Here is a 21,334-nt window from a genome sequence, read left to right as displayed (position 1 = left end):
TTTTCCTGGTGAATCGCCGAAAAAGCATTTCGAACTGAAGGCTTGTCTTCAAGTCTTCCTTAAACTTCGAAGTCTAGTCTACATCAATACGAGTATTGCGTTTGGTATGTGTGTATGAAGCCGCGTTTTCTTTTCGGACTTGGCCTGTTGTCGGCCACAGCCCTCGTTCACCCTGCCCTTGCGGCGGACGATGTCCGCACCTTGCAGATCGTCGTGTCGAAGGACCGGCAGTCGCTGGCCGTCTATGACGGCGACAAGGTGGTGGCGACATCGAAGGTTTCGACCGGCAAGCGCGGCCACACGACACCGAGCGGCATCTTCTCCATTCTGGAGAAGGAGGTCTATCACGAATCCAATCTCTATTCGAACGCGCCGATGCCCTTCATGCAGCGCCTGACCTGGTCCGGCATCGCGCTGCACGAATCGAGTTCGGTGCCGAACTATCCTGCCTCGCATGGCTGCGTGCGTATGCCGAAGGCCTTTGCCAAGATGCTCTATCAGATGACCGAGCGCGGCGTGCACGTCGTCATAGCCGACCATCCGCTGGTGCCGCAGCCTTTCCAGCATGCCATGCTGTTCCAGCCCGAGGCAGCGCCCGCCTCCGTGCTGTTCTCCGATCTCGAATTACGTCCGACGACAGCCGTCTTCATACCGCAGGCGCAGCCGGTGCAGGTCGCCACCAACGATGCCGCCGCCTTGCCTGTGCCACCAGCTGTGCGGACAGCACCGCCGGTCGACCAGGCACCACTCAGCATCCTGATGACCCGCCGGGGGCTACGCGAAAACGTTCGTGATCTGCAGGGCCTGTTGAACGCCTTGGGTTTTGCGACCGGCACCCCGGACGGACTGCTTGGACCGGCGACCGTGCAGGCGATCGGCGACTTCAAGAAAGCCCACGGCATCACGACATCGGGCAGCCTTGTCAGCCCCGCGCTGATGAAGGCCGTCTATGCCGCTGCCGGCAAGGGCGAGCCGCCGAACGGCGCTATCATGGTTCGCCAGAACTTCAAGCCGCTGTTCGAAGCACCGGCAATCATCGCCGAGCCGCAGGAAGCGCTCGGCACACATTTCTTCACCGCAAATACGGTCGACAGGATAAACGGCAAGACGGACTGGTTCGGCGTGACGCTGGAAGACGATCTTTCCAAGGATACCAAGAAGCGGCTCGGCATCACCAGCGAAGAGCAGGCGCAATCATTCGACGCCGCCGACCGCGCGCTGAACCGCATTACCATCCCCGACGACATCAGGCGCAGGATCGGCGATCTGCTGACGGCAGGATCGTCCCTGACGATTTCCGACACCGGCGTCGGCCCTGAAACCGGCAACGGCACCGATTTCATCACCATCACCAATAAAGGCGCTTTGGGCAAGAAGGGCTAGACCAGCTCCACATCGATCACGCCGGGCGCTGTGCGCAGGGCCGCGGCGATCTCCGGCGTGATACGGTATTTCTCAGCCAGCACCACCTCGACCTCGCGCTTGCCCTCCTCCTTGATGACGATGAAGGAGACGAGGCCATCGCCCTTGGCGTTGAGATGGGCGGCTACTGCCTTCAGCGGGCCGGAATCGCGGACATAGACGCGCAGCGCCTTTTGCATCTGCAGCGACTTCTCTTCCAATGACTGTGCCGTCTGCAGCCGCAGGCTGATGCCTTCCGGCCGCTCGTCGGCCTGGGCCGTGACGACGAAGGATTTGCCCACTTCGAGCACATCGCGATACTGATTGAGCACTTCAGAGAACAGCACGGCTTCGAACTGCCCCGAAGCGTCGGAGAAGACGAAAATGCCCATCTTGTTGCCGGTGCGCGTCTTGCGCTCCTGCTTCGAAATGACCGTACCCGCCAGACGGCCGTTGCTGGCCCCCTGCTTCACCGCCGCCGAGAAGTCGGCAAAGTTTTGCACGCGCATCTTGTCCAGCACGCTCTTGTAGGTGTCGAGCGGATGGGCCGTCAGATAGAAGCCGAGAACCTGGAATTCACGCAGCAGCCGCTCCGAGGCGAGCCAGGGCGTGAACGGCGGGAAGGAAATCTTCTCAGGCCCGGAAGCGGCACTTCCGAACATATCGTGCTGACCGCTGCGCTTGTTTTCCTGCGCGACCTGCGCGTAGCCCATGATCCGGTCGATCCCGCCGATCAGCTGCGCGCGGTCAATCTCGAAGCAATCGAAGGCGCCGGCGGCGATCAGACTTTCCAGTACACGGCGGTTGATCTGCTTCGGATCGATGCGCAGGCAGAAATCCTCGATACCCGCGAAAGGCTGGTCGCCGCGGACCTCGACAATATGGTCGACGGCGGATTCGCCGACACCCTTGAGGGCGGCCAGAGCGTAATAAATGCGGTTCTCGCCCGTCTCGAAACGGCGGAACGAGGTCTGGATCGACGGCGCGATCACTTCGATGCCGAGGCGCTTGGCGTCCTGGCGGAAGTCGTTGACCTTTTCGGTGTTCGCCATATCGAGCGTCATCGACGCTGCAAGGAACTCTACGGGATAATGCGCCTTCATATAGGCCGTCTGATAGGAGACGATGGCATAGGCGGCGGCGTGCGACTTGTTGAAGCCGTAATTGGCGAACTTGGCGAGCAGATCGAAAATGACATCCGACTGGCCCTTCGACACACCATTCTTGACGGCGCCATCAACGAAGCGCTCGCGCTGCTGGTCCATCTCCGCCTTGATCTTCTTACCCATGGCGCGGCGCAGAAGATCCGCTTCACCGAGCGAATAGCCCGACAGAACCTGGGCAACCTGCATCACCTGCTCCTGGTAGACGATGACGCCCTGGGTTTCCTTCAGCAGATAGTCGATGGTCGGATGGATCGATTCGATCTCTTCCTCGCCATGCTTGCGGGCATTGTAGACCGGGATGTTTTCCATCGGGCCCGGGCGATAGAGCGCCACGAGCGCGATGATATCCTCGATGCAGTCCGGGCGCATGCCGATCAGCGCCTTGCGCATGCCCGCACTTTCCACCTGGAACACGCCGACCGTCTCGCCGCGCGAAAGCATGTCGTAAGTCTTCTTGTCGTCGAGCGGGATGCTGGCGAGATCGATGCTGATGCCGCGCTTGGCGACGAAATCGACCGCCGTCTTCAGGACCGTCAGCGTCTTCAGGCCAAGAAAGTCGAATTTTACCAGGCCAGCCTGCTCAACCCATTTCATGTTGAATTGGGTGACCGGCATGTCGGAGCGCGGATCGCGATACATCGGCACCAGCTTCGACAGCGGCCGGTCGCCGATCACGATGCCGGCGGCGTGCGTCGAGGCATGACGATAGAGACCCTCGATCTTCTGAGCGATGTCGAGCAGGCGGGCGACGACCGGTTCCTTGTCGGCCTCTTCCTGCAGGCGCGGCTCTTCCTTGATCGCCTGGTGCAGCGGTGTCGGATTGGCGGGGTTGTTCGGCACCAGCTTGCAGATCTTGTCGACCTGGCCATAGGGCATTTCCAGCACGCGGCCGACGTCGCGAAGGGCGGCACGCGCCTGCAACGAACCGAAGGTGATGATCTGCGCCACCTGCTCGCGGCCATACTTGGCCTGAACATAGCGGATCACCTCTTCGCGGCGATCCTGGCAGAAGTCGATGTCAAAGTCCGGCATCGACACGCGTTCGGGATTGAGGAAGCGCTCGAACAGTAGCGAGAAACGCAGCGGATCGACATCGGTAATGGTCAGCGCATAGGCGACCAGCGATCCCGCGCCCGAACCACGGCCCGGTCCAACCGGAATATCGTGGCGCTTCGCCCATTTGATGAAGTCCGCAACGATCAGGAAGTAGCCGGGGAACTTCATGCGTTCGATGACGCTGAGCTCGAACTCCAGCCGCTCGCGATAGTCCTTTTCCACATAACCCGGCGCCATGCCGAGCGACGCGAGCCGCTGGTCGAGACCCTCGATCGCCTGGGCGCGCAACTCCGCGGATTCGGCGCGATCGGCCTCTTCCTCATCGTCGGCGGCGCCGGTGAAGCGCGGCAGGATCGGCTTGCGGGTCTTGAGCACGAAAGAGCAGCGCCGCGCGATCTCGACAGTGTTTTCCAGCGCTTCCGGCAGGTTGGCGAACAGCTTCGCCATATCGGCGCGGCTCTTCAGATAATGATCCGGCGTCAGGCGGAAACGGGTATCGTCCGAAACGATGGCGTTATGGGCGACCGCCATCAGCGCGTCATGGGCATCGTAATCGTCGCGGGTCGGGAAGAAGGCTTCGTTGGTGGCGACCAGCGGCAACTCGTGCTCATAGGCGAGCGCGATCATCTTTTGTTCGTGGCGGCGGTCATAGGTGCCATGACGTTGCAGCTCGATATAAAGCCGGTCGCCGAACAGGCGCTTCAGCGCCAGAAGCCGCGACAGTGCCTGAGGCGCGTGCCCCTCCTTCAGCGCCATGTCGACCGGACCGCCGAGCGACCCCGTCAGCGCGATCATCCCTTCCGTGCCGATCTCTTCCAGCCAGGAGGCGGTGATATGAACGGCCTGATTGCCCTCGCCGCCAAGATAGGCGCGGCTGACAAGATCGACCAGCCGCTCATAGCCCCGCTCGGTGGCGGCAAACAATACAATAGACGGCAGCTTGGCCAAAGCCTGCTGCGGACCGCGCTTCTCGCCCTCGACACCATCCTCCATATCGATGGACACCTGACAGCCGATGATCGGTTGCAGGCCCTCGTCCATCGCCTTCTGGGAAAACTCCAGCGCGACGAAAAGATTGTTGGTGTCGGTGACGGCAATGGCCGGCTGATTGTCGCCGGCCGCCTTGGCAAGGATCTTCTTCAGGGGCAACGCGCCCTCGAGCAGCGAATAGGCGGAGTGGACACGAAGATGCACGAATTCCGGCGTGTCACCGACCGGTGCGCTCGTCGCGCCGCTGCTCGTCATACCCGCCATTTTATGCCCTTCCGCATGCCCAAATGAATCGGCTGCATTGTCGGCATAGCGGACGATAAAGTCCAGAAGCTGTCCTCATGATTCACGGGCGCATCGCAACACCCGTGGGGATAAGATTCACATCGCCATCATGATCAGGGAAAAGCTGGCGACGAACATCACGATGGAGGTGAATGCTGCAACGTCTCGAATGATATCGGTCATTTACGCGCTCCTTACTCGTTATGTTTCTTATTTGTTCTATTTTTGTTCGAGAGTCAATAGGACCATCAATAAATTTCATCATCGATGTTTGCCTGCATGCCAATGGACGGAAGAACCAGCCGCAGCTAAGAGAGAATGAACGGGGAGACCACCATGAAACCGCTTGCTGTCGCAGCCCTCATTTCGATTTCTGCCGCCACGGCGGCCGCCGCCGAAACCGCCGTCGCGCCCGGGCGTATCGTCGATGCCGCAATCGGCGACTGGAACAAGGACGGCAAACCGGATCTCGCTTTGCTGGTGGCGCCGGCGCCTGATGATCAGGCGGACAGTTCCATCGGTATCTACATCTACCTGCGCGACGGCGAACACTCCCTGCTGAGGCTTGCGGCGGCCGCACCGAACAAGGTGTGGGGCAGTACGGAGCCCGACGGCATCTTTGGCCAGGAACCCTCCATCAAGGCGCTCCCGAACGGCTCGCTCGCCGTCACCTCGCAGAATGATGCCATCGGACGCGACCGCTGGGAGCAGACGCTCACGCTCGCCTTCCGCAACAACGCCTTCGTCGTTGCCGGATACACCTATGTGTACCGCGACACGCTGAACCCCGATGGCGGCTATAGCTGCGATTACAATGTCCTGACCGGCAAGGCGACGAAGGGCGGCAAAGACCTCAAGACCGAAGGCAAGACCGTCAAGATCGAGGACTGGGAGGACGATCTCGGCCAAAAAGGCTGCGGCGTCAGCCAGTAACAACACCCTATTTGTTCACTATATGTTCTTTACAAATCGTGGTGCACGTGACATGTTGATCGCTCACCATGAATGGAGAGAACCGTGCCGGATCCTGCCGAGCTGAATCATTTCATTGTCACCGCGAAGGCCGAAACCTATGTCGGCGATGGCGAAAGACTGCCGTCCTGCCGCAGCGGTTCACATGATATCGGTTATGCCAGCGGCCGCTGGCGCTACCTCGACAGCTATTTCGGCGGGACGGATTTCGCCGGACAGGAAATTGTCTGGCTCGATGATAAGCCGGTCTGGGCGATGAATTATTTCGGACGCATCGTCGAGCCCGATCTGATCGACGGCACGACGGCGGGGATGATCATCAAGGCGTCGCTGCTGCGGCTCTATCTCGATGAGAAGCGCTTTCTCGGCGGCTTCGAATTCGACCATCCGCTCGGCCGCTATGTCGACCGCAGCACCGGCGGCTGCGATCACTTCATCGGCCACGAAGTCATCCTGGTGAATGAGCGCAAGGCTTACGAGCTGGACTATCGCGGCGGGCTGATCGTCCCCTGACGGACGATCAGAACTCGACGACCTTGCCGTCGTTGATGGTAACGCGACGATCCATGCGGGCCGCAAGGTCGTGATTGTGCGTGGCGATCAGCGCTGCAAGACCCGACTGCCGCACCAGCGCTTCGAGCGCGTCGAAGACATAATGCGCGGTTTCAGGGTCGAGGTTGCCGGTCGGCTCGTCGGCCAGCAGCACCAGCGGCGCATTGGCAACGGCGCGGGCGATGGCGACGCGCTGCTGCTCGCCGCCGGACAGTTCTGCCGGGCGGTGATCGGCACGGTGGCCGATACGCATGTAATCGAGAAGCTGGGCAGCGCGGACGCTTGCCTCCTTCCGCGAGAGGCCGGAAATCAGCTGCGGCATCATGATATTTTCAAGCGCTGAAAACTCCGGCAGCAAATGATGAAACTGATAGACGAAACCGATTTCGCTGCGGCGAACGGCCGTGCGCTTTTCATCGGACAGTCCTTCACAGGCATGGCCGTTGATCGTCACCTCGCCGGCATCGGGATGTTCCAGCAGGCCGGCGACATGCAGGAGCGTCGACTTACCTGTCCCGGACGGCGCGACCAGGGCGACGATCTCGCCGCTATGCAGGGCGAAATCAGCGCTCTTCAGGATCGACAGCCGGGTATCGCCCTGCCCGTAATGACGCTCCACGCCCGAGAGCTGGAGAACGACGTTGCGTTTCATCAAATGTGGAATTCCTTATTCGTACCGTAGCGCCTGCACCGGATCGAGCCGCGAGGCACGCCAGGCCGGGAAGATCGTGGCGAGGAAGGATAGCGTCAGCGCCATCACGACCACGGAGATGGTCTCGCTCAGGTTCATCTGGGCCGGCAGCTTGCTGAGGAAATAGACCTCGGGATTGAAGATCACCGTGCCCGATATCCAGGAGAAGAACTGGCGGATCGATTCAATGTTGAGGCAGACGAGAACGCCAAGCGCGACGCCGGCGAGAGTGCCGACAACGCCGATCGCGGCGCCCGTCATGAAGAAGATACGCATGATCGCGCCCGATGTCGCGCCCATGGTGCGAAGGATGGCAATATCGCTTCCCTTATCCTTCACCAGCATGATCAGGCCGGAGATGATATTGAGCGCTGCGACGATGACGATCAGCGTCAGGATCATGAACATGGTGTTGCGTTCGACCTGGAGCGCCGAGAAGAAGGTGGCGTTGACCTGCCGCCAGTCGGTCAGAAAAATCTGACGACCCGCCGCCGCTTCGATCTTCGGCCTCAAGAGGTCGACATCATCGGGATTGCTGATGAAGAGCTCGATCTTCTCGACGATCCCTTCGGCATTGAAAAACAGCTGCGCCTCTTCGAGCGGCATGAAGACCACGGAGGAATCATATTCCGACATGCCCACTTCGAAGATGCCGGAAATACTATAGGCCTTGACGCGCGGATTGACCCCGAACGGCGTGACATCGCCGTCGGGCGCGGTCAGCGTGATCTGGTCGCCGACCGTGAGGCCGAGTTGCCGTGCCAGGCGCGACCCCACCATGACGCCTTGGCCGGCGGCAAAGCCGACCATGTCGCCATCGACGATATGGTCCGAAACCGTCTTGAGCTTCGTCAGGTCCTCGGAGCGGATGCCGCGCACAAGCGCGCCTGTGCCGGAGCCGCCGCGACCGGAGGCGAGCGTCTCGCCCTCGACCAACGGCAAAGCCATGGTGACGCCGGGAACGGCTGCAAATTTCTGAGCGAGCGAGGCATAGTCATTCAGCGGTGAATCGATTGGCTGGACAATGACATGGCCGTTGAAGCCGAGAATCTGCTTGAAAAGCTCGGCGCGAAAACCGTTCATCACGGCCATGACGATGATCAGCGCCGCGACGCCGAGCATGATGCCGACCAGCGAGAAGCCGGCAATGACCGAAATCGATGCTTCCTTGCGCCGGGAGCGCAGATAGCGCCAGGCGACAAGCCGCTCGAAACCGGAGAATGGACGCGATGACGGACCAGTCGTGAAAGACTTTTCCTGCTGCTCGGCTGCCGCGGTTACCGCCATTCGCTTCTCATCCTATTCCTGTATCAGCCTGCCAGTTTATTGATCGCCGCTTCGACGGTCATCGTCTCGCGGGCGCCCGTCTTGCGGTCCTTGACTTCCACTTCGCCGCCCGCGATCGAACGCGGCCCGACGATGATCTGCACGGGCACGCCGATCAGATCGGCCGTCGCGAACTTCGTTCCGGCACGATCGTCCCGATCGTCGAACAGGACATCCTTGCCAGCCTTGGACAGAGCCGCGTAGATCGTCTCGCAAGCGGCGTCGCAGGCCTGGTCGCCGGACTTCATGTTGATCACGACGACATCAAAGGGCGCGACCGAGGCCGGCCAGATGATTCCGTTCTCGTCATGCGATGCTTCGATGATGGCGGGAACAAGGCGTGTCGGGCCGATACCGTAAGATCCCATGTGGACGGCGTGTTCCTTGCCATCCGGACCCTGCACTTTCGCACCCATCGGCTCGGAATATTTCGTGCCGAAATAGAAGATGTGGCCGACTTCGATGCCGCGGGCCGACAGGCGCTCGCCTTCGGGGATAGCGTTGAAGGTCGCCTCGTCGTGCATTTCGGAGGTTGCCGCATAAAGCGACGTCCATTTGTCGAAGATGCCCTTCAGGCCGGCGACGTCATCAAAGTTCGTGTCTTCCGATGGAATGTCGAAATTGACGAAATCCTTATGGCAGAAGACTTCGGATTCGCCGGTATCAGCGAGGATGATGAACTCATGGCTGAGCTCGCCGCCGATGGGGCCGGTGTCGGCACGCATCGGAATTGCCCTCAGACCAAGACGATCGAAGGTGCGCAGATAGGCCGCGAACATCTTGTTGTAGGCGATCACGGCGCCTTCCTGCGTCAGATCGAAGGAATAGGCATCCTTCATCATGAACTCACGCGAGCGCATCGTGCCGAAGCGCGGACGGATCTCGTCGCGGAACTTCAGCTGGATATGGTAGAGGTTCAGCGGCAGGTCCTTGTAGGACTTGACGGAGGAACGGAAGATGTCGGTGATCATCTCCTCGTTGGTCGGACCGTAGAGCATGGGCCGGTCCTGACGGTCCTTGATGCGTAGCATCTCCTTGCCATAAGCGTCGTAACGACCGCTTTCCTGCCAGAGCTCGGCCGACTGCAAGGTCGGCATCGACAGCTCGATGGCGCCGGAACGGTTCTGCTCCTCACGGATAATCTTGTTGACCTTGTCGAGAACACGCTTGCCCAACGGCAGCCAGGAATAGATGCCTTGCGACTGCTGACGGATCATGCCGGCACGCAGCATCAGCCGGTGGGAAACGATTTCCGCCTCCTTGGGATTTTCCTTCAGGATGGGCATGAAGTAACGAGACAGGCGCATGGGTTGATTCCAGATGGTTTGACGTTCCGCGTCCGGCGGAATCGTTAAAAAATTGAATGCTGGAGGCAGTTCATAACTGCTTCGGGGCAGGAAGGAAACCCGCATTTGCGCGGCGCGAATCCGGCGCGCGCCCGCAAATACCGGACGCCATCAACCATTTTCGCGAATTCGAAAAAATGCATGTTTATAAGGATTTGTGGCGAGAAACTGTCAACAGAAAAATTCTGCGCGACTGTAACAAAAAAGCAAAAAAACAGATGACAAAGCTCATTCTTTGAGCTAATTTTAGCTCACAAAAGAGGCAGGAAGGCTAAATTCTTGTCGTTTCGCGGTCAAGTCTTGGGAGGATCAGATCTTAGGCGCGCTCGTCGCTGCCCCGGCAACGGATAAGGATCACGCGATACTTAAAAACAAGGCTTACCGCCTTGTTTTTTTTTGCTTTCTCGTTTCAAGCAGCCACAGAATCTTCTCAAAAACCAGGCTTTGAAGCGCCCCTTTGGGCCGGTCAGCCGGCACGGTGCGACGCCCCTTGTTGCGCAGTCTCTTTGCCCCAGTCACATGACGAAGGTGTGACAGTTTCCGGGCTATTCAATGACATAGGATTTCCAGTCCTGCATCCCGGAAATTTCCGGGCATGGGCCTTAGTCGTCATAATGTGGAATGATCTGCGGCATGGAGTTGAAACCGAAGCCGAAATAATGCGCGCTGACATACCATGCCGCATAGATCACGGCGGATACCAGCGTCGTGATCAGCACCACTCGCAAACCCCGGAATTTCGTCGGCGCGCTTTCGATCGTGCCGAGGATGACATGATTGTCCTCAGCTTGCGTGCGCAGGCCAAACGGCAGGACGGCGAACAGCGTGATCCACCAGACAACGAAATAGACGGCGCAAGTCGAGAAAATCTGCTGGGCCATATGCTCCCTCAAGACAGGCCAAGATCGACCCGTCTCCTCCTCATCCACAACAGCTTATAGAGCCAAAGCCGCCAGGTTTCAAAGCGCGGCCCAGCGCCCTAATGTCACACTTGCTCAAGCTCGATGAGCGTCCCGAAGAAGTCCTTCGGATGCAGGAAGAGCACCGGCTTGCCATGGGCGCCGATCATGGGTTCGCCATCGCCCAGCACCCGCGCGCCGCCTGCGATCAGCCGATCGCGCGCCGCAAGGATATTCTCCACCTCGTAGCAGATGTGATGCATGCCGCCAGTGGGATGCTTAGCAAGGAATTTCAACAACGGCGAGGCATCGCCAAGCGGCTCCACGAGCTCGACCTTGCTGTTCGGCAGCTCGACGAAAACGACGGTGACGCCATGTTCCGGCAGGGATTGCGGCTCGGATACCTTGGCGTCCAGCGTTTCGCGATAGATGGCGGCGGCGGCGGCAATATCAGGAACCGCAATCGCAATATGATTGATGCGTCCGAGCATGGCTGTTCTCTCTTCCTTGATCGGATCGAAACCGTGGATCAACCCGCCATGCGCGTGACGAAGACGGTCACGACAGGCTTCTTGCCCCAGCCATGATTGGCGGCAGCGCGCACGGCGCGGCGCGCGGCTTCCTGCAGCATGTCGATATCCTTGCGGCGAGCGCGCGGAATGCTCTCGATGGCGCTGACGACAGCGTCGAAGAGCGTATCTTCCATCTCCTCGCCCTCGTCGTCATAGGCCGGCAGGCCGATCGCGACGATATCCGGATCGCCGACGATGTCGTAACGGGCATCGAGCACGACGTTGACGGCGACATGACCGACATAGGAGAGCTTCTTGCGCTCGCCGATACCCATCTCGTCAAAATCACCGATCAGTATGCCGTCCTTGAAGATGCGGCCATGCGGGGCCTGGCCGATCACTTCGACCGAACCGGGCGCCAGCCGCAATATATCGCCGTTGCGGACTTTAGGCACAATGGCGATGCCCGACTGCTCGGCCAATTCCTTATGCGCTGCCAGATGCGTCGGCTCGCCATGCACCGGCACGACGACTTTCGGCCGCGTCCATTCGTACATCTTCTGCAACTCGTTGCGACGGGGGTGGCCGGATACGTGGACCAATGCTTCGGCGTCCGTCACCACATGCACGCCCTGCTCGGTGAGACCGTTCTTGATATCCTGGATCGCCTTCTCGTTGCCAGGGATGGCGCGCGAGGAGAAAACGACGATATCGCCGGCGGCGAGCGCGACGTGGCGCATCTCATCGCGTGAGAGCTTGGCAAGGGCGGCGCGGGGTTCGCCCTGGCTGCCCGTCAGGATGATGACGACCTTGTCGCGCGGGATATAGCCATACTCGTCCTCGGCAATGAACGGCTTGAGGCCTTCCATGATGCCGATATCGCGGGAGACGTCGACCACGCGCTTCAGCGAACTGCCGAGCAGCAAAATCTCGCGGCCCGCGGCCTCGGCTGCCTCGGCAATGGTGCGAATGCGGCCGACATTCGAGGAGAAGGTGGTGATCGCTACCCTGCCCTCGGCATTCTCGATGATCTTGCGCAGGCTTGCGGAAACATCCTTTTCCGAGGGCGATACACCGTCACGCAGGGCGTTGGTGGAATCGCACATCAGCGCCAGCACGCCCTCGTCGCCAAGCTGGCGGAAGCGCGCCTCGTCGGTGAGCGGCCCAAGCGACGGCTCGTGGTCGATTTTCCAGTCACCGGTATGGATGACATTGCCGACCGGCGTGCGGATCATCAGCGACATCGGCTCGGGAATGGAGTGATTGACGGCGACGCCTTCGATGTTGAAGGGGCCGACGTTGATGCGGTCACCAGCCTTGAACGGGGTGATCGGGATCTGGCCCATCGTCCTCTCATAGTCGCGCTTGGCTTCCAGCAGGCCGGCGGTAAAGCCAGAGGCATAGACCGGGACGTTCAGGCCCGGCCAGAGATCGCTCAGAGCGCCGTAATGATCCTCATGGGCGTGCGTGATGATGATGCCCTTGAGGTTCTTGCGTTCCTTGGCGAGAAAACGGATGTCGGGGAGCACGAGATCGACGCCCGGCAGATCCGGCCCCGGAAAGGTGACGCCACAATCGACCATGATCCACTGACGATGTTCCGGCGTTCCATAGCCGTAAAGGGCGAGGTTCATGCCGATCTCGCCGACGCCGCCGAGAGGCAGAAACACCAGTTCGTCTTGCTTCGCCATATCTATCTTTTACCTACGATCTGAAAAAAACGTCGCCCGCCGCGATCGGCAAAACCTTGCCGCCGCCGGCGTCGAGCATCAACAAGCCATTATCATCAATTCCGGCAAAATGCCCGGAAATCGAACGGTCCGGCAGATTCACTGTGATCTTTTCACCAATGCCGCAAGCAACTTCGCGCCAGCGCGCCGTTGTTTCGCGAACACCCTTGCCGCTGTTCCAGACGGCCAACGCCTCGGCCATGGAGGCGTAGAGATGTGCAAACAGTTCTTCCGGCGACACCGTGGAGCCTTGCTCGCGCAGGCAGGTGACCGGATACATCGGATTGTCGGGCATAAAGGTGACATTGATGCCAATGCCGATGACCAGCGCGTAGCGCCCGTCGGGGAGCGCTTCGCCTTCGATCAGAATGCCGCAGGTCTTCTTGCGGCCGATCAGGATGTCGTTCGGCCACTTGACCTCGACGGGCTCCGCCGCCAGAGGCAGCACGCCGCCCACCGCCTGATGTACACCGACGGCGACAGCCAGAGGCAACGAGCCGAGGCGATCCATGGGGGCTGGATCGATGAGAAGAAGAGAAGCGTAGAGATTGCCGGGTTCGGACACCCAGGGACGCCCGCGGCGTCCACGACCGCCGGTCTGGCGGGCCGCCGTCACCCAGAGATTTCCGGCGTCACCAGCCCGCGCCCGCTCCAGGCATTCGCTATTGGTGGACGCAGTCTCCGAGAGAGCATCATGCCGGAAGTCGGCAAGCGACTTCCGGCTGTTCATGTCAGTCGCCATCAAAACAGCGTCGCGGCGGCAAGATCGGCAGCACCACCGATAGCACCACCAAAGAAGATGTAGGTGATGACGAAGAGACCCGAGAGGCCGAAGACCAGACGCAGCGAACCGTCCGTGCGGACGAACTCGTCCTTGGCTTCATCGAACCACATCAGCTTGATAACGCGCAGATAGTAGTAGGCGCCGACGACCGACGAGAGAACGCCGATAATGGCAAGCGCATAGAGATGGGCCTGGATGGCCGCGACGAAAACGAAGTACTTCCCGAAGAAGCCTGCAAGCGGCGGGATGCCTGCCAGCGAGAACATCAGCGCCGTCAGCACGACCGCCATGAACGGGTTAGTCGTCGAAAGGCCGGCGAGATCGTCGACATTTTCAACCTGACGTCCATCCTTGCGGCGCATCGCCATGATAATGGCGAAGACGCCGAGGGTCATGACCATGTAGATGACCATATAGAGCATCACACCGGAGACGCCGGTCTGGTTGCCGGCGGCAAGACCAACCAGCGCATAGCCCATGTGGCCGATGGAGGAATAGGCCATCAGTCGCTTGAAGTTGCGCTGCCCAATTGCTGCAAAGGCGCCTAGCACCATCGAGGCGATCGAGATGAAGACGATGATCTGCTGCCAATCGGCGAGCACCGGATGGAAAGCGGTGATCACGATGCGGGTCAGGATCGCCATAGCCGCAACCTTCGGAGCAGCCGCGAAGAAGGCGGTCACCGGGGTCGGCGCGCCTTCATAGACGTCCGGTGTCCACATGTGAAACGGCACGGCGGAGATCTTGAAGGCAAGGCCGGCGAGAACGAAGACCAGACCGAAGACTAGGCCGAGCGAACGGGTCTCGGCGCTGAGCGCGGTCGCAATCGCATCGAAGGTCGTGTGGCCGGTGAAACCGTAGACCAGCGACATGCCGTAGAGCAGCATGCCCGAGGACAGCGCACCGAGCACGAAATACTTCAGGCCCGCTTCCGTCGACTTCAGGCTGTCGCGGTTGATGGCAGCGACGACGTAGAGCGCCAGCGACTGCAGCTCCAGCGACAGATAGAGCGAGATCAGGTCATGCGCCGAGATCATCAGCAAGATGCCGAGGGTCGCCAGCAACAGGAGCACCGGGAATTCAAAGCGATCGAGCTGCTGCTCGCGCGCCTGCCCCATGCTCATGAACATGGCGACGATCGAGCCGACCAGCGCGACAATCTTCATGAAGCGCGAGAAGCCGTCGGCGAGATAGGCGCCGCCGTAGGCCAAGCCTTCGCCCGGCACAAAGATGATCCAGAGACCGGCCACCGCGAGAACCGCGATGGCAAGACCGGTGACCGTGGGACCGGACCGTTCGCCTGAGAAGACGCCGATCATGAGCAGCACAAGCGCACCGACCGCGAGGATGAGCTCCGGGATGGAAAGATGCAGGCTTGCAAGAATTGTGTCAGCAGTCATGTCGAATAAGTCCCGTCATCAATTCATCGACAGCGCAACATTCTGCGCGGCGTGCAGGGCTGCGGTGTAGTTGTTCACAAGCAGATCCACCGAAGCGGCCGTCGCATCGAATATCGGAGCCGGATAGACGCCGAAGAGGATCGTCAACGCGATCAGCGGATAGAGGATCAGCTGTTCGCGCGGCGACAGATCCAGCAGCTTCTTCAGGTTTTCCTTTTCCAGCGCGCCGAAGATGACGCGGCGGTAAAGCCAAAGCGCGTAAGCGGCCGAAAGGATGACACCGGTGGCGGCAAACAGCGCAACCCAGGTATTGGCGCGGAAGACGCCGATCAGGGTCAGGAATTCACCGATGAAGCCGGAGGTGCCGGGCAGACCGACATTGGCCATGGTGAAGACCATCATCGCGACCGCATATTTCGGCATGTTGTTGACCAGGCCGCCATAGGCCGCGATTTCGCGGGTATGGGTACGGTCATAGATCACGCCGACGCAGAGGAAGAGAGCGCCCGAGACGATGCCGTGCGACAGCATCTGGAAGATCGCGCCCTGCACGCCCTGCTGGTTGGCCGCAAAGATGCCCATGGTGACATAGCCCATGTGCGCGACCGAGGAGTAGGCGATCAGCTTCTTGATGTCTTCCTGCATCAGCGCCACCAGCGAGGTGTAGATGATGGCGATGACCGACATCGCAAAGACGAGCGGTGCGAAATATTCCGACGCGTTCGGGAACATGCCGAGCGAGAAGCGGATGAGACCGTAGCCGCCGAGCTTCAGAAGAATGCCGGCCAGGATGACCGAGCCCGCCGTCGGCGCCTGGACGTGCGCGTCGGGAAGCCAGGTATGGACCGGCCACATCGGCATCTTCACCGCGAAGGAGGCGAAGAAGGCAAGCCATAGCCATGTCTGCATATGCGGCGGGAACTTGTAGGCAAGCAGCGCCGGGATATCCGTCGTACCGGCCTGCCAGTACATCGCCATGATGGCGAGCAGCATCAGAACCGAGCCGAGCAGCGTATAGAGGAAGAACTTGTAGCTCGCGTAGACGCGGTCCTTGCCGCCCCAGACGCCGATGATCAGGAACATCGGGATGAGGCCAGCTTCGAAGAAGACGTAGAACAGCACGATATCCAGCGACACGAAGACGCCGATCATCATCGTCTCAAGGACGAGGAAGGCGATCATGTAGTCCTTCAGGCGCTTCTCGACCGAGAGCCAGCTTGCCAGCACGCAGAAGGGCATCAGGAAGGTCGACAGGATGACGAACAGCATGGAGATGCCGTCGACACCCAGGTGATAGCTGATGCCGGTGCCGAGCCAGCCATGCTTCTCGATCATCTGGAAGCCCGGATTGGCGTTGTCGAAGCCGATCCAGATGAATAGAGAAATGATGAAGGTGAAGACCGTCGTCAGCAGCGAAACGTTCAGGATATTGCGGCGGCCATTGGGTCCGTCATCCCGCATGAACAGCAGGATGAGAACGCCGACCAGCGGCAGGAACGTGACCGTTGAAAGAATAGGCCAATCGGTCATCAGAGGGAACTCCCGAGCATCATCCAGGTAACGAGGGCTGCAATACCGAGCAGCATCGCGAAGGCATAGTGATAGAGGTAACCGGTCTGCAGGCGAACGACCCGGTTGGTAACATCAGAGACGCGGGCCGCAATACCATTGGGACCGTAGGTATCGATGACCCCGACGTCACCCTTCTTCCAGAGGAAGCGACCAAGCGCCTTGGCCGACCGGACGAAGAGGAAGTCATAGAGTTCGTCGAAGTACCACTTGTTCAAGAGGAACTCGTAGAGCGCACGATGCTGCTTTGCGAGCGCCTTCGGCGTTTCCGGCGACTTGATGTACATGTACCAGGCAGTGACCAGACCAAGCAGCATCGCGATGAACGGGCTGAGCTCAACCCAATGCGGTGCATGCTCCATCTCTTCGAGGATCTTGTTGTCCGGCAGCGTGAAGAGCGCGTGCTTCCAGAACTCCTCATATTCATGACCGACGAAATCGGCATGGAAATACATGCCGGCGGCGACAGCGCCGATGGCCAGCAGGTAGAGCGGGATCAGCATGACGTTCGGCGATTCATGGACATGATGCATGACCTCATGCGAAGCGCGAGGCTTGCCGAAGAAGGTCATGAAAATCAGGCGCCAGGAATAGAAGCTGGTGAACATCGCGGCGATGACCAGCAGCGTGAAGGCAAAACCAGCGGCCGGATTATGCGAGGAGAAGGCAGCGAGGATGATCGCGTCCTTCGAGAGGAACCCGGCAAAACCGATATGCGTCAGGGGAATGCCGACGCCGGTGATCGCCAGCGTGCCGATGACCATCATCCAGAAGGTCTTCTGGATGTGCGGACGAAGGCCGCCCATGAAGCGCATGTCCTGCTCGCCATCGACGGCATGGATGACCGAGCCGGCGCAAAGGAAGAGCAGAGCCTTAAAGAAGGCGTGCGTGAACAGGTGGAAGATGGCCGCGCCGTAAGCGCCGACACCCAGCGCCACGAACATGTAGCCGAGCTGCGAACAGGTCGAATAGGCGATGACGCGCTTGATGTCGTTCTGCACGAGGCCAACGGTTGCCGCGAAGAAGGCGGTGATCGCGCCGATGATGGTGACGACGGTCAGCGCATCCGGCGAGAGTTCGAAGATCGGCGACATACGGGCGACGAGGAAGACGCCGGCGGTAACCATGGTCGCGGCATGAATGAGCGCCGACACCGGTGTCGGGCCTTCCATGGCGTCCGGCAGCCAGGTGTGCAGCAGGAACTGCGCCGACTTACCCATGGCGCCCATGAACAGCAGCAGGCAGACGCCGGTGAGCGCATGGCCGCGATCAAGATGCATGCCGAAGAGGTTCAGAACGATATCGCCCGGCTGACCGCCCTGCCCCGCGGCAAATGCCTGGGCATTGCCGAAGATGACGTCGAAGTTGATCGAGCCGAAGAGCACGAAGACGCCGGCAATGCCGAGCACGAAACCGAAGTCGCCGACACGGTTGACGATGAAGGCCTTCATCGCGGCCGCGGACGCCGACGGCTTCTTAAACCAGAAGCCGATGAGCAGATACGAGGCGAGACCAACGCCTTCCCAGCCGAAGAACATCTGGGCGAGGTTGTCGGAGGTCACCAGCATCAGCATGGCGAAGGTGAAGAGCGAGAGATAGGCGAAGAAGCGCGGACGATGCGGATCGTGGTGCATGTACCCGATCGAATAGACGTGAACGAGGGTCGAAACCGAGTTCACGACGATCAGCATCACCGAGGTCAGCGTATCGATGCGCAGCGACCAGGCGACGTCGATGCCGCCGGACTGGATCCAGCGCAGCACGTCGACCTTGATCGGGCCTTCGACGTGGCCGAGCGCCACGGTAAAGAAGGCGACCCAGGACAGGATCGCGGCAATGATCATCAAGCCGGTAGTGACGTATTCCGACGCCTTGGCACCGATGCCGCGGCCGAACAGGCCCGCGATGATCGCGCCAATTAGGGGAAGAAAGACGATAGCCTTATATAGGAACATAGCTTTATCAGCCCTTCATCACGTTGACGTCTTCGACGGCGATGGAGCCGCGGTTACGGTAGAAGACGACGAGAATTGCCAGACCGATGGCCGCTTCGGCAGCAGCAACGGTCAGAATGAACAGAGCGAAGACCTGGCCGACGATGTCGTTGAGGAACGACGAGAAGGCGACCATGTTGATGTTGACCGCGAGCAGGATGAGCTCGACCGACATCAGGATGATGATCACGTTCTTGCGGTTCAGGAAGATACCGAAGACGCCGAGCACGAAAAGGATGGCGCTGACCGTGAGGTAGTGGGAAAGTCCGATGACCATGTTCTTGTTCCTTTGACCCTCGTGCCTCGCCTCAGACGCCCTGCCCCGGCTTGACCTTGACCACCTCGACGGCGGTCGCGGGCGTGCGGGCGACCTGTTGGGAAATATTCTGGCGCTTGATGTGCGTGCGATGTCTCAGCGTCAGAACGATAGCGCCGATCATCGCGACCAGCAGCACAAGGCCGGCGATCTCGAAGAAATAAACGTAGTTGGTATAGAGCACGTCGCCGAGCGCGGCGGTGTTCGTCCGCTCCGTCAAAGCCGGGATCGGCATGGCGACCGACTTGGCGATCTCGGGCGAAATCACGCTGCCACCGACGACGACGATAAGTTCGGCGGCAAGGATGATGCCGATCAGCGCGCCGATCGGGGCATATTCCAGAATGCCAGCCCTCAGCTCCGAGAAGTCGATGTCGAGCATCATGACGACGAAGAGGAAGAGAACCGCAACCGCGCCGACATAGACGACCAGCAGGATCATCGCCAGGAATTCCGCCCCCAGGAGGAGGAAGAGGCCAGCGGCATTAAAGAAGACCAGGATGAGGAACAGGACCGAGTGGACCGGATTCCGCGCCGAGATAACCATGAACGCCGACGCCACCGCGACAAAGGCGAAGATATAGAAAAAAAGAGCCTGCAGACCCATGTTGGTGCCTTTTTCGTCTTCCCCCGGGCAGCCGGGAGTGTCCCTGCCCGATGGGACTTGGCCGGACACATGTCCGGCACAAAGCCCCGGTCTCTATTCAACCGCGACGGCGACAATCTCAGTCGCCCGTCACGGCATATTCAAAGTTCCGCTTAGCGGTACGGCGAGTCGATCGCGATGTTGCGCGCGATTTCGCGTTCCCAGCGGTCGCCATTTTCCAGAAGCCGCGCCTTGTCGAAATAAAGCTCTTCGCGGGTTTCGGTGGCGAATTCGAAGTTCGGCCCTTCGACAATGGCGTCGACCGGGCAAGCTTCCTGGCAGAAGCCGCAATAGATGCACTTCACCATATCGATGTCGTAACGCACCGTGCGGCGGGTGCCGTCATTGCGGCGCGGCCCGGCTTCGATGGTGATAGCCTGGGCAGGACAGATCGCCTCGCAAAGCTTGCAGGCGATGCAGCGCTCTTCGCCGTTCGGATAGCGACGCAGGGCGTGTTCGCCACGGAAGCGCGGGCTGACCGGTCCCTTTTCGAAGGGATAATTGATCGTCGCCTTCTGTTTGAAGAAGTAACGCATCGACAGAAAGAATGCGCCGACGAATTCCTTGAGGAACACCGAGCTGACGGCGTTGGAAAATCCGGCCATCTTCAACCTCCAAATCTGCTTGAAGCGAGGATCGACATCATCATGCCCATCCCGTCAGCTTCAGCACGAATGCAACAATGACGACCATGGCGAGCGACAGTGGCAGGAATACCTTCCAGCCGAGACGCATGAGCTGGTCGTAGCGGTAGCGTGGCACGAAAGCCTTGACCATCGCGAACATGAAGAAGACGAAGCATGCCTTCAGCATGAACCAGATGATGCCCGGAACCCAGCTCAGGATCCAGATATCGACCGGAGGCAACCAGCCGCCGAGGAAAAGGATCGTGGTCAGCGAGCACATCAGAACGACGGCGGCATATTCACCGAGCATGAACATCATGTACGGCGCGGAACCGTATTCGACCATGAAGCCGGCAACCAGTTCCGATTCCGCTTCAGGAAGATCGAAGGGCGGACGGTTCGTTTCAGCCAGAGCCGAAATGAAGAACACGATGAACATCGGGAACAGCGACAGCCAGTGCCAGTCGAGGAACGAGGCTGGCAGGCCGAGCTTGGTGCCGAGGCCGGTCTGCTGCGACATGACGATATCCGTCAGGTTGAGCGAACCGACGCAGAGCAGCACGGTGACGATGACCAGGCCGATCGAGACTTCGTAGGACACCATCTGCGCGGCCGAACGCAGCGCGCCGAGGAACGGATACTTCGAGTTCGAAGCCCAGCCGCCCATGATGATGCCGTACACTTCGAGCGACGAGATCGCCAGAATGTAGAGAATGCCGACATTGATGTTGGCGATAACCCAGCCGTTCGCCACCGGCACGACGGCCCAGGTGGAGAGCGCCAACACCACGGAAACCAACGGCGCCAGCAGGAACACTGCCTTGTTGGCGCCGGCCGGAATGATCGGCTCCTTGACCATGAACTTCAAAAGGTCGGCGAAGGACTGGAAAAGGCCGAAGGGACCGACGACGTTCGGGCCGCGGCGCAACTGAACGGCCGCCCAGATCTTGCGGTCGGCAAGAAGGATGTAGGCGATGAAGACCAGCAGGCAGACCAGAAGCAGCAGGGACTGACCAATCATAATCAGCGCCGGCCAGAGATAGGTCGAAACGAATGAATCCATGGTCCTCTGC

At 60.0% G+C, this 21,334-nt stretch carries 19 protein-coding genes; 4 read left to right on the top strand and 15 right to left on the bottom strand.

The features are described from left to right. Positions 1–114 precede the first annotated feature (114 nt). Entirely contained in the window at positions 115–1,383 is a 1,269-nt protein-coding gene (locus RRH01S_RS06080; RefSeq protein WP_007692081.1) for a L,D-transpeptidase family protein, read from the top strand. Here RRH01S_RS06080 and dnaE read toward each other — a convergent pair. Beyond that, a complete protein-coding gene (gene dnaE / locus RRH01S_RS06075) occupies positions 1,380–4,877 on the bottom strand; it encodes a DNA polymerase III subunit alpha (RefSeq protein ID WP_007692082.1) in 3,498 nt (1,165 codons plus the stop codon). The genes RRH01S_RS06080 and dnaE overlap by 4 nt on opposite strands. A gap of 357 nt (positions 4,878–5,234) precedes the next feature. On the opposite strand from dnaE, the gene RRH01S_RS06070 reads away from it, so the two are divergent. Next, positions 5,235–5,831, top strand: a complete 597-nt coding sequence (locus RRH01S_RS06070; RefSeq protein ID WP_041722473.1) for a hypothetical protein — start codon at positions 5,235–5,237, stop codon at positions 5,829–5,831. Positions 5,832–5,915: 84 nt separating this feature from the next. Next, complete coding sequence (locus RRH01S_RS06065) at positions 5,916–6,383, top strand: DUF5680 domain-containing protein (RefSeq protein ID WP_007689986.1); 468 nt, start codon at positions 5,916–5,918, stop codon at positions 6,381–6,383. 7 nt (positions 6,384–6,390) lie between these two features. On the opposite strand, the gene RRH01S_RS06060 is transcribed toward RRH01S_RS06065, so the two are convergent. From RRH01S_RS06060 to proS, 3 genes are read right to left on the bottom strand one after another with little or no spacing between them, the layout of a single operon-like run. Beyond that, positions 6,391–7,074, bottom strand: coding sequence for an ABC transporter ATP-binding protein (locus tag RRH01S_RS06060; protein WP_007689984.1), 684 nt, complete (start codon positions 7,072–7,074; stop codon positions 6,391–6,393). Positions 7,075–7,089: 15 nt separating this feature from the next. Continuing rightward, positions 7,090–8,400, bottom strand: a complete 1,311-nt coding sequence (locus RRH01S_RS06055; RefSeq protein ID WP_007689982.1) for a lipoprotein-releasing ABC transporter permease subunit — start codon at positions 8,398–8,400, stop codon at positions 7,090–7,092. A gap of 23 nt (positions 8,401–8,423) precedes the next feature. Beyond that, on the bottom strand, positions 8,424–9,746 hold the full coding sequence (proS, locus tag RRH01S_RS06050; protein ID WP_007689979.1) for a proline--tRNA ligase: 1,323 nt from the start codon (positions 9,744–9,746) through the stop codon (positions 8,424–8,426). Between the two features lie 56 nt (positions 9,747–9,802). Between proS and RRH01S_RS06045 the strand changes: the two genes are divergently transcribed. Beyond that, positions 9,803–10,024: a hypothetical protein gene (locus RRH01S_RS06045; protein WP_042470292.1), complete on the top strand. Its 222-nt coding sequence runs from the start codon at positions 9,803–9,805 to the stop codon at positions 10,022–10,024. A gap of 363 nt (positions 10,025–10,387) precedes the next feature. Here RRH01S_RS06045 and RRH01S_RS06040 read toward each other — a convergent pair whose 3' ends face one another. The 11 genes from RRH01S_RS06040 to nuoH all read right to left on the bottom strand — a co-directional run bounded on the left by RRH01S_RS06040 (position 10,388) and on the right by nuoH (position 21,324). Further along, positions 10,388–10,666, bottom strand: coding sequence for a DUF1467 family protein (locus tag RRH01S_RS06040; protein WP_007689977.1), 279 nt, complete (start codon positions 10,664–10,666; stop codon positions 10,388–10,390). 104 nt (positions 10,667–10,770) lie between these two features. After that, on the bottom strand, positions 10,771–11,175 hold the full coding sequence (mce, locus tag RRH01S_RS06035) for a methylmalonyl-CoA epimerase (protein ID WP_007689975.1): 405 nt from the start codon (positions 11,173–11,175) through the stop codon (positions 10,771–10,773). Positions 11,176–11,213: 38 nt separating this feature from the next. Beyond that, entirely contained in the window at positions 11,214–12,887 is a 1,674-nt protein-coding gene (locus RRH01S_RS06030) for a ribonuclease J (protein WP_037220619.1), read from the bottom strand. A gap of 13 nt (positions 12,888–12,900) precedes the next feature. Then, positions 12,901–13,656 (bottom strand): biotin--[acetyl-CoA-carboxylase] ligase, encoded by a 756-nt coding sequence (locus RRH01S_RS06025; protein ID WP_374188745.1) that lies wholly within the window; start codon positions 13,654–13,656, stop codon positions 12,901–12,903. A gap of 11 nt (positions 13,657–13,667) precedes the next feature. After that, entirely contained in the window at positions 13,668–15,110 is a 1,443-nt protein-coding gene (nuoN, locus tag RRH01S_RS06020) for an NADH-quinone oxidoreductase subunit NuoN (protein ID WP_007689969.1), read from the bottom strand. Between the two features lie 18 nt (positions 15,111–15,128). Further along, positions 15,129–16,640: an NADH-quinone oxidoreductase subunit M gene (locus tag RRH01S_RS06015; RefSeq protein WP_034518722.1), complete on the bottom strand. Its 1,512-nt coding sequence runs from the start codon at positions 16,638–16,640 to the stop codon at positions 15,129–15,131. Beyond that, positions 16,640–18,634, bottom strand: coding sequence for an NADH-quinone oxidoreductase subunit L (gene nuoL / locus RRH01S_RS06010; RefSeq protein ID WP_034518725.1), 1,995 nt, complete (start codon positions 18,632–18,634; stop codon positions 16,640–16,642). Before nuoL ends, RRH01S_RS06015 begins: the two co-directional genes overlap by 1 nt. A 7-nt stretch (positions 18,635–18,641) precedes the next feature. After that, positions 18,642–18,950, bottom strand: coding sequence for an NADH-quinone oxidoreductase subunit NuoK (gene nuoK, locus RRH01S_RS06005; RefSeq protein ID WP_007689961.1), 309 nt, complete (start codon positions 18,948–18,950; stop codon positions 18,642–18,644). 31 nt (positions 18,951–18,981) lie between these two features. After that, the gene (locus tag RRH01S_RS06000; protein WP_034518728.1) at positions 18,982–19,596 is read right to left on the bottom strand and encodes an NADH-quinone oxidoreductase subunit J; all 615 of its coding nucleotides are present in this window, start codon (positions 19,594–19,596) and stop codon (positions 18,982–18,984) included. Positions 19,597–19,748: 152 nt separating this feature from the next. Next, positions 19,749–20,240, bottom strand: a complete 492-nt coding sequence (gene nuoI / locus RRH01S_RS05995; protein WP_007689957.1) for an NADH-quinone oxidoreductase subunit NuoI — start codon at positions 20,238–20,240, stop codon at positions 19,749–19,751. Between the two features lie 40 nt (positions 20,241–20,280). After that, positions 20,281–21,324, bottom strand: coding sequence for an NADH-quinone oxidoreductase subunit NuoH (gene nuoH / locus RRH01S_RS05990; RefSeq protein ID WP_007689956.1), 1,044 nt, complete (start codon positions 21,322–21,324; stop codon positions 20,281–20,283). Between the last annotated feature and the right edge of the window lie 10 nt (positions 21,325–21,334).

It is taken from the genome of Rhizobium rhizogenes NBRC 13257 (assembly GCF_000696095.1).
In the GTDB taxonomy this organism is placed as follows: domain Bacteria; phylum Pseudomonadota; class Alphaproteobacteria; order Rhizobiales; family Rhizobiaceae; genus Rhizobium; species Rhizobium rhizogenes.
Note: the sequence above shows the minus strand (reverse complement) of the source record. Positions and strands in the feature narration are given on the sequence as shown.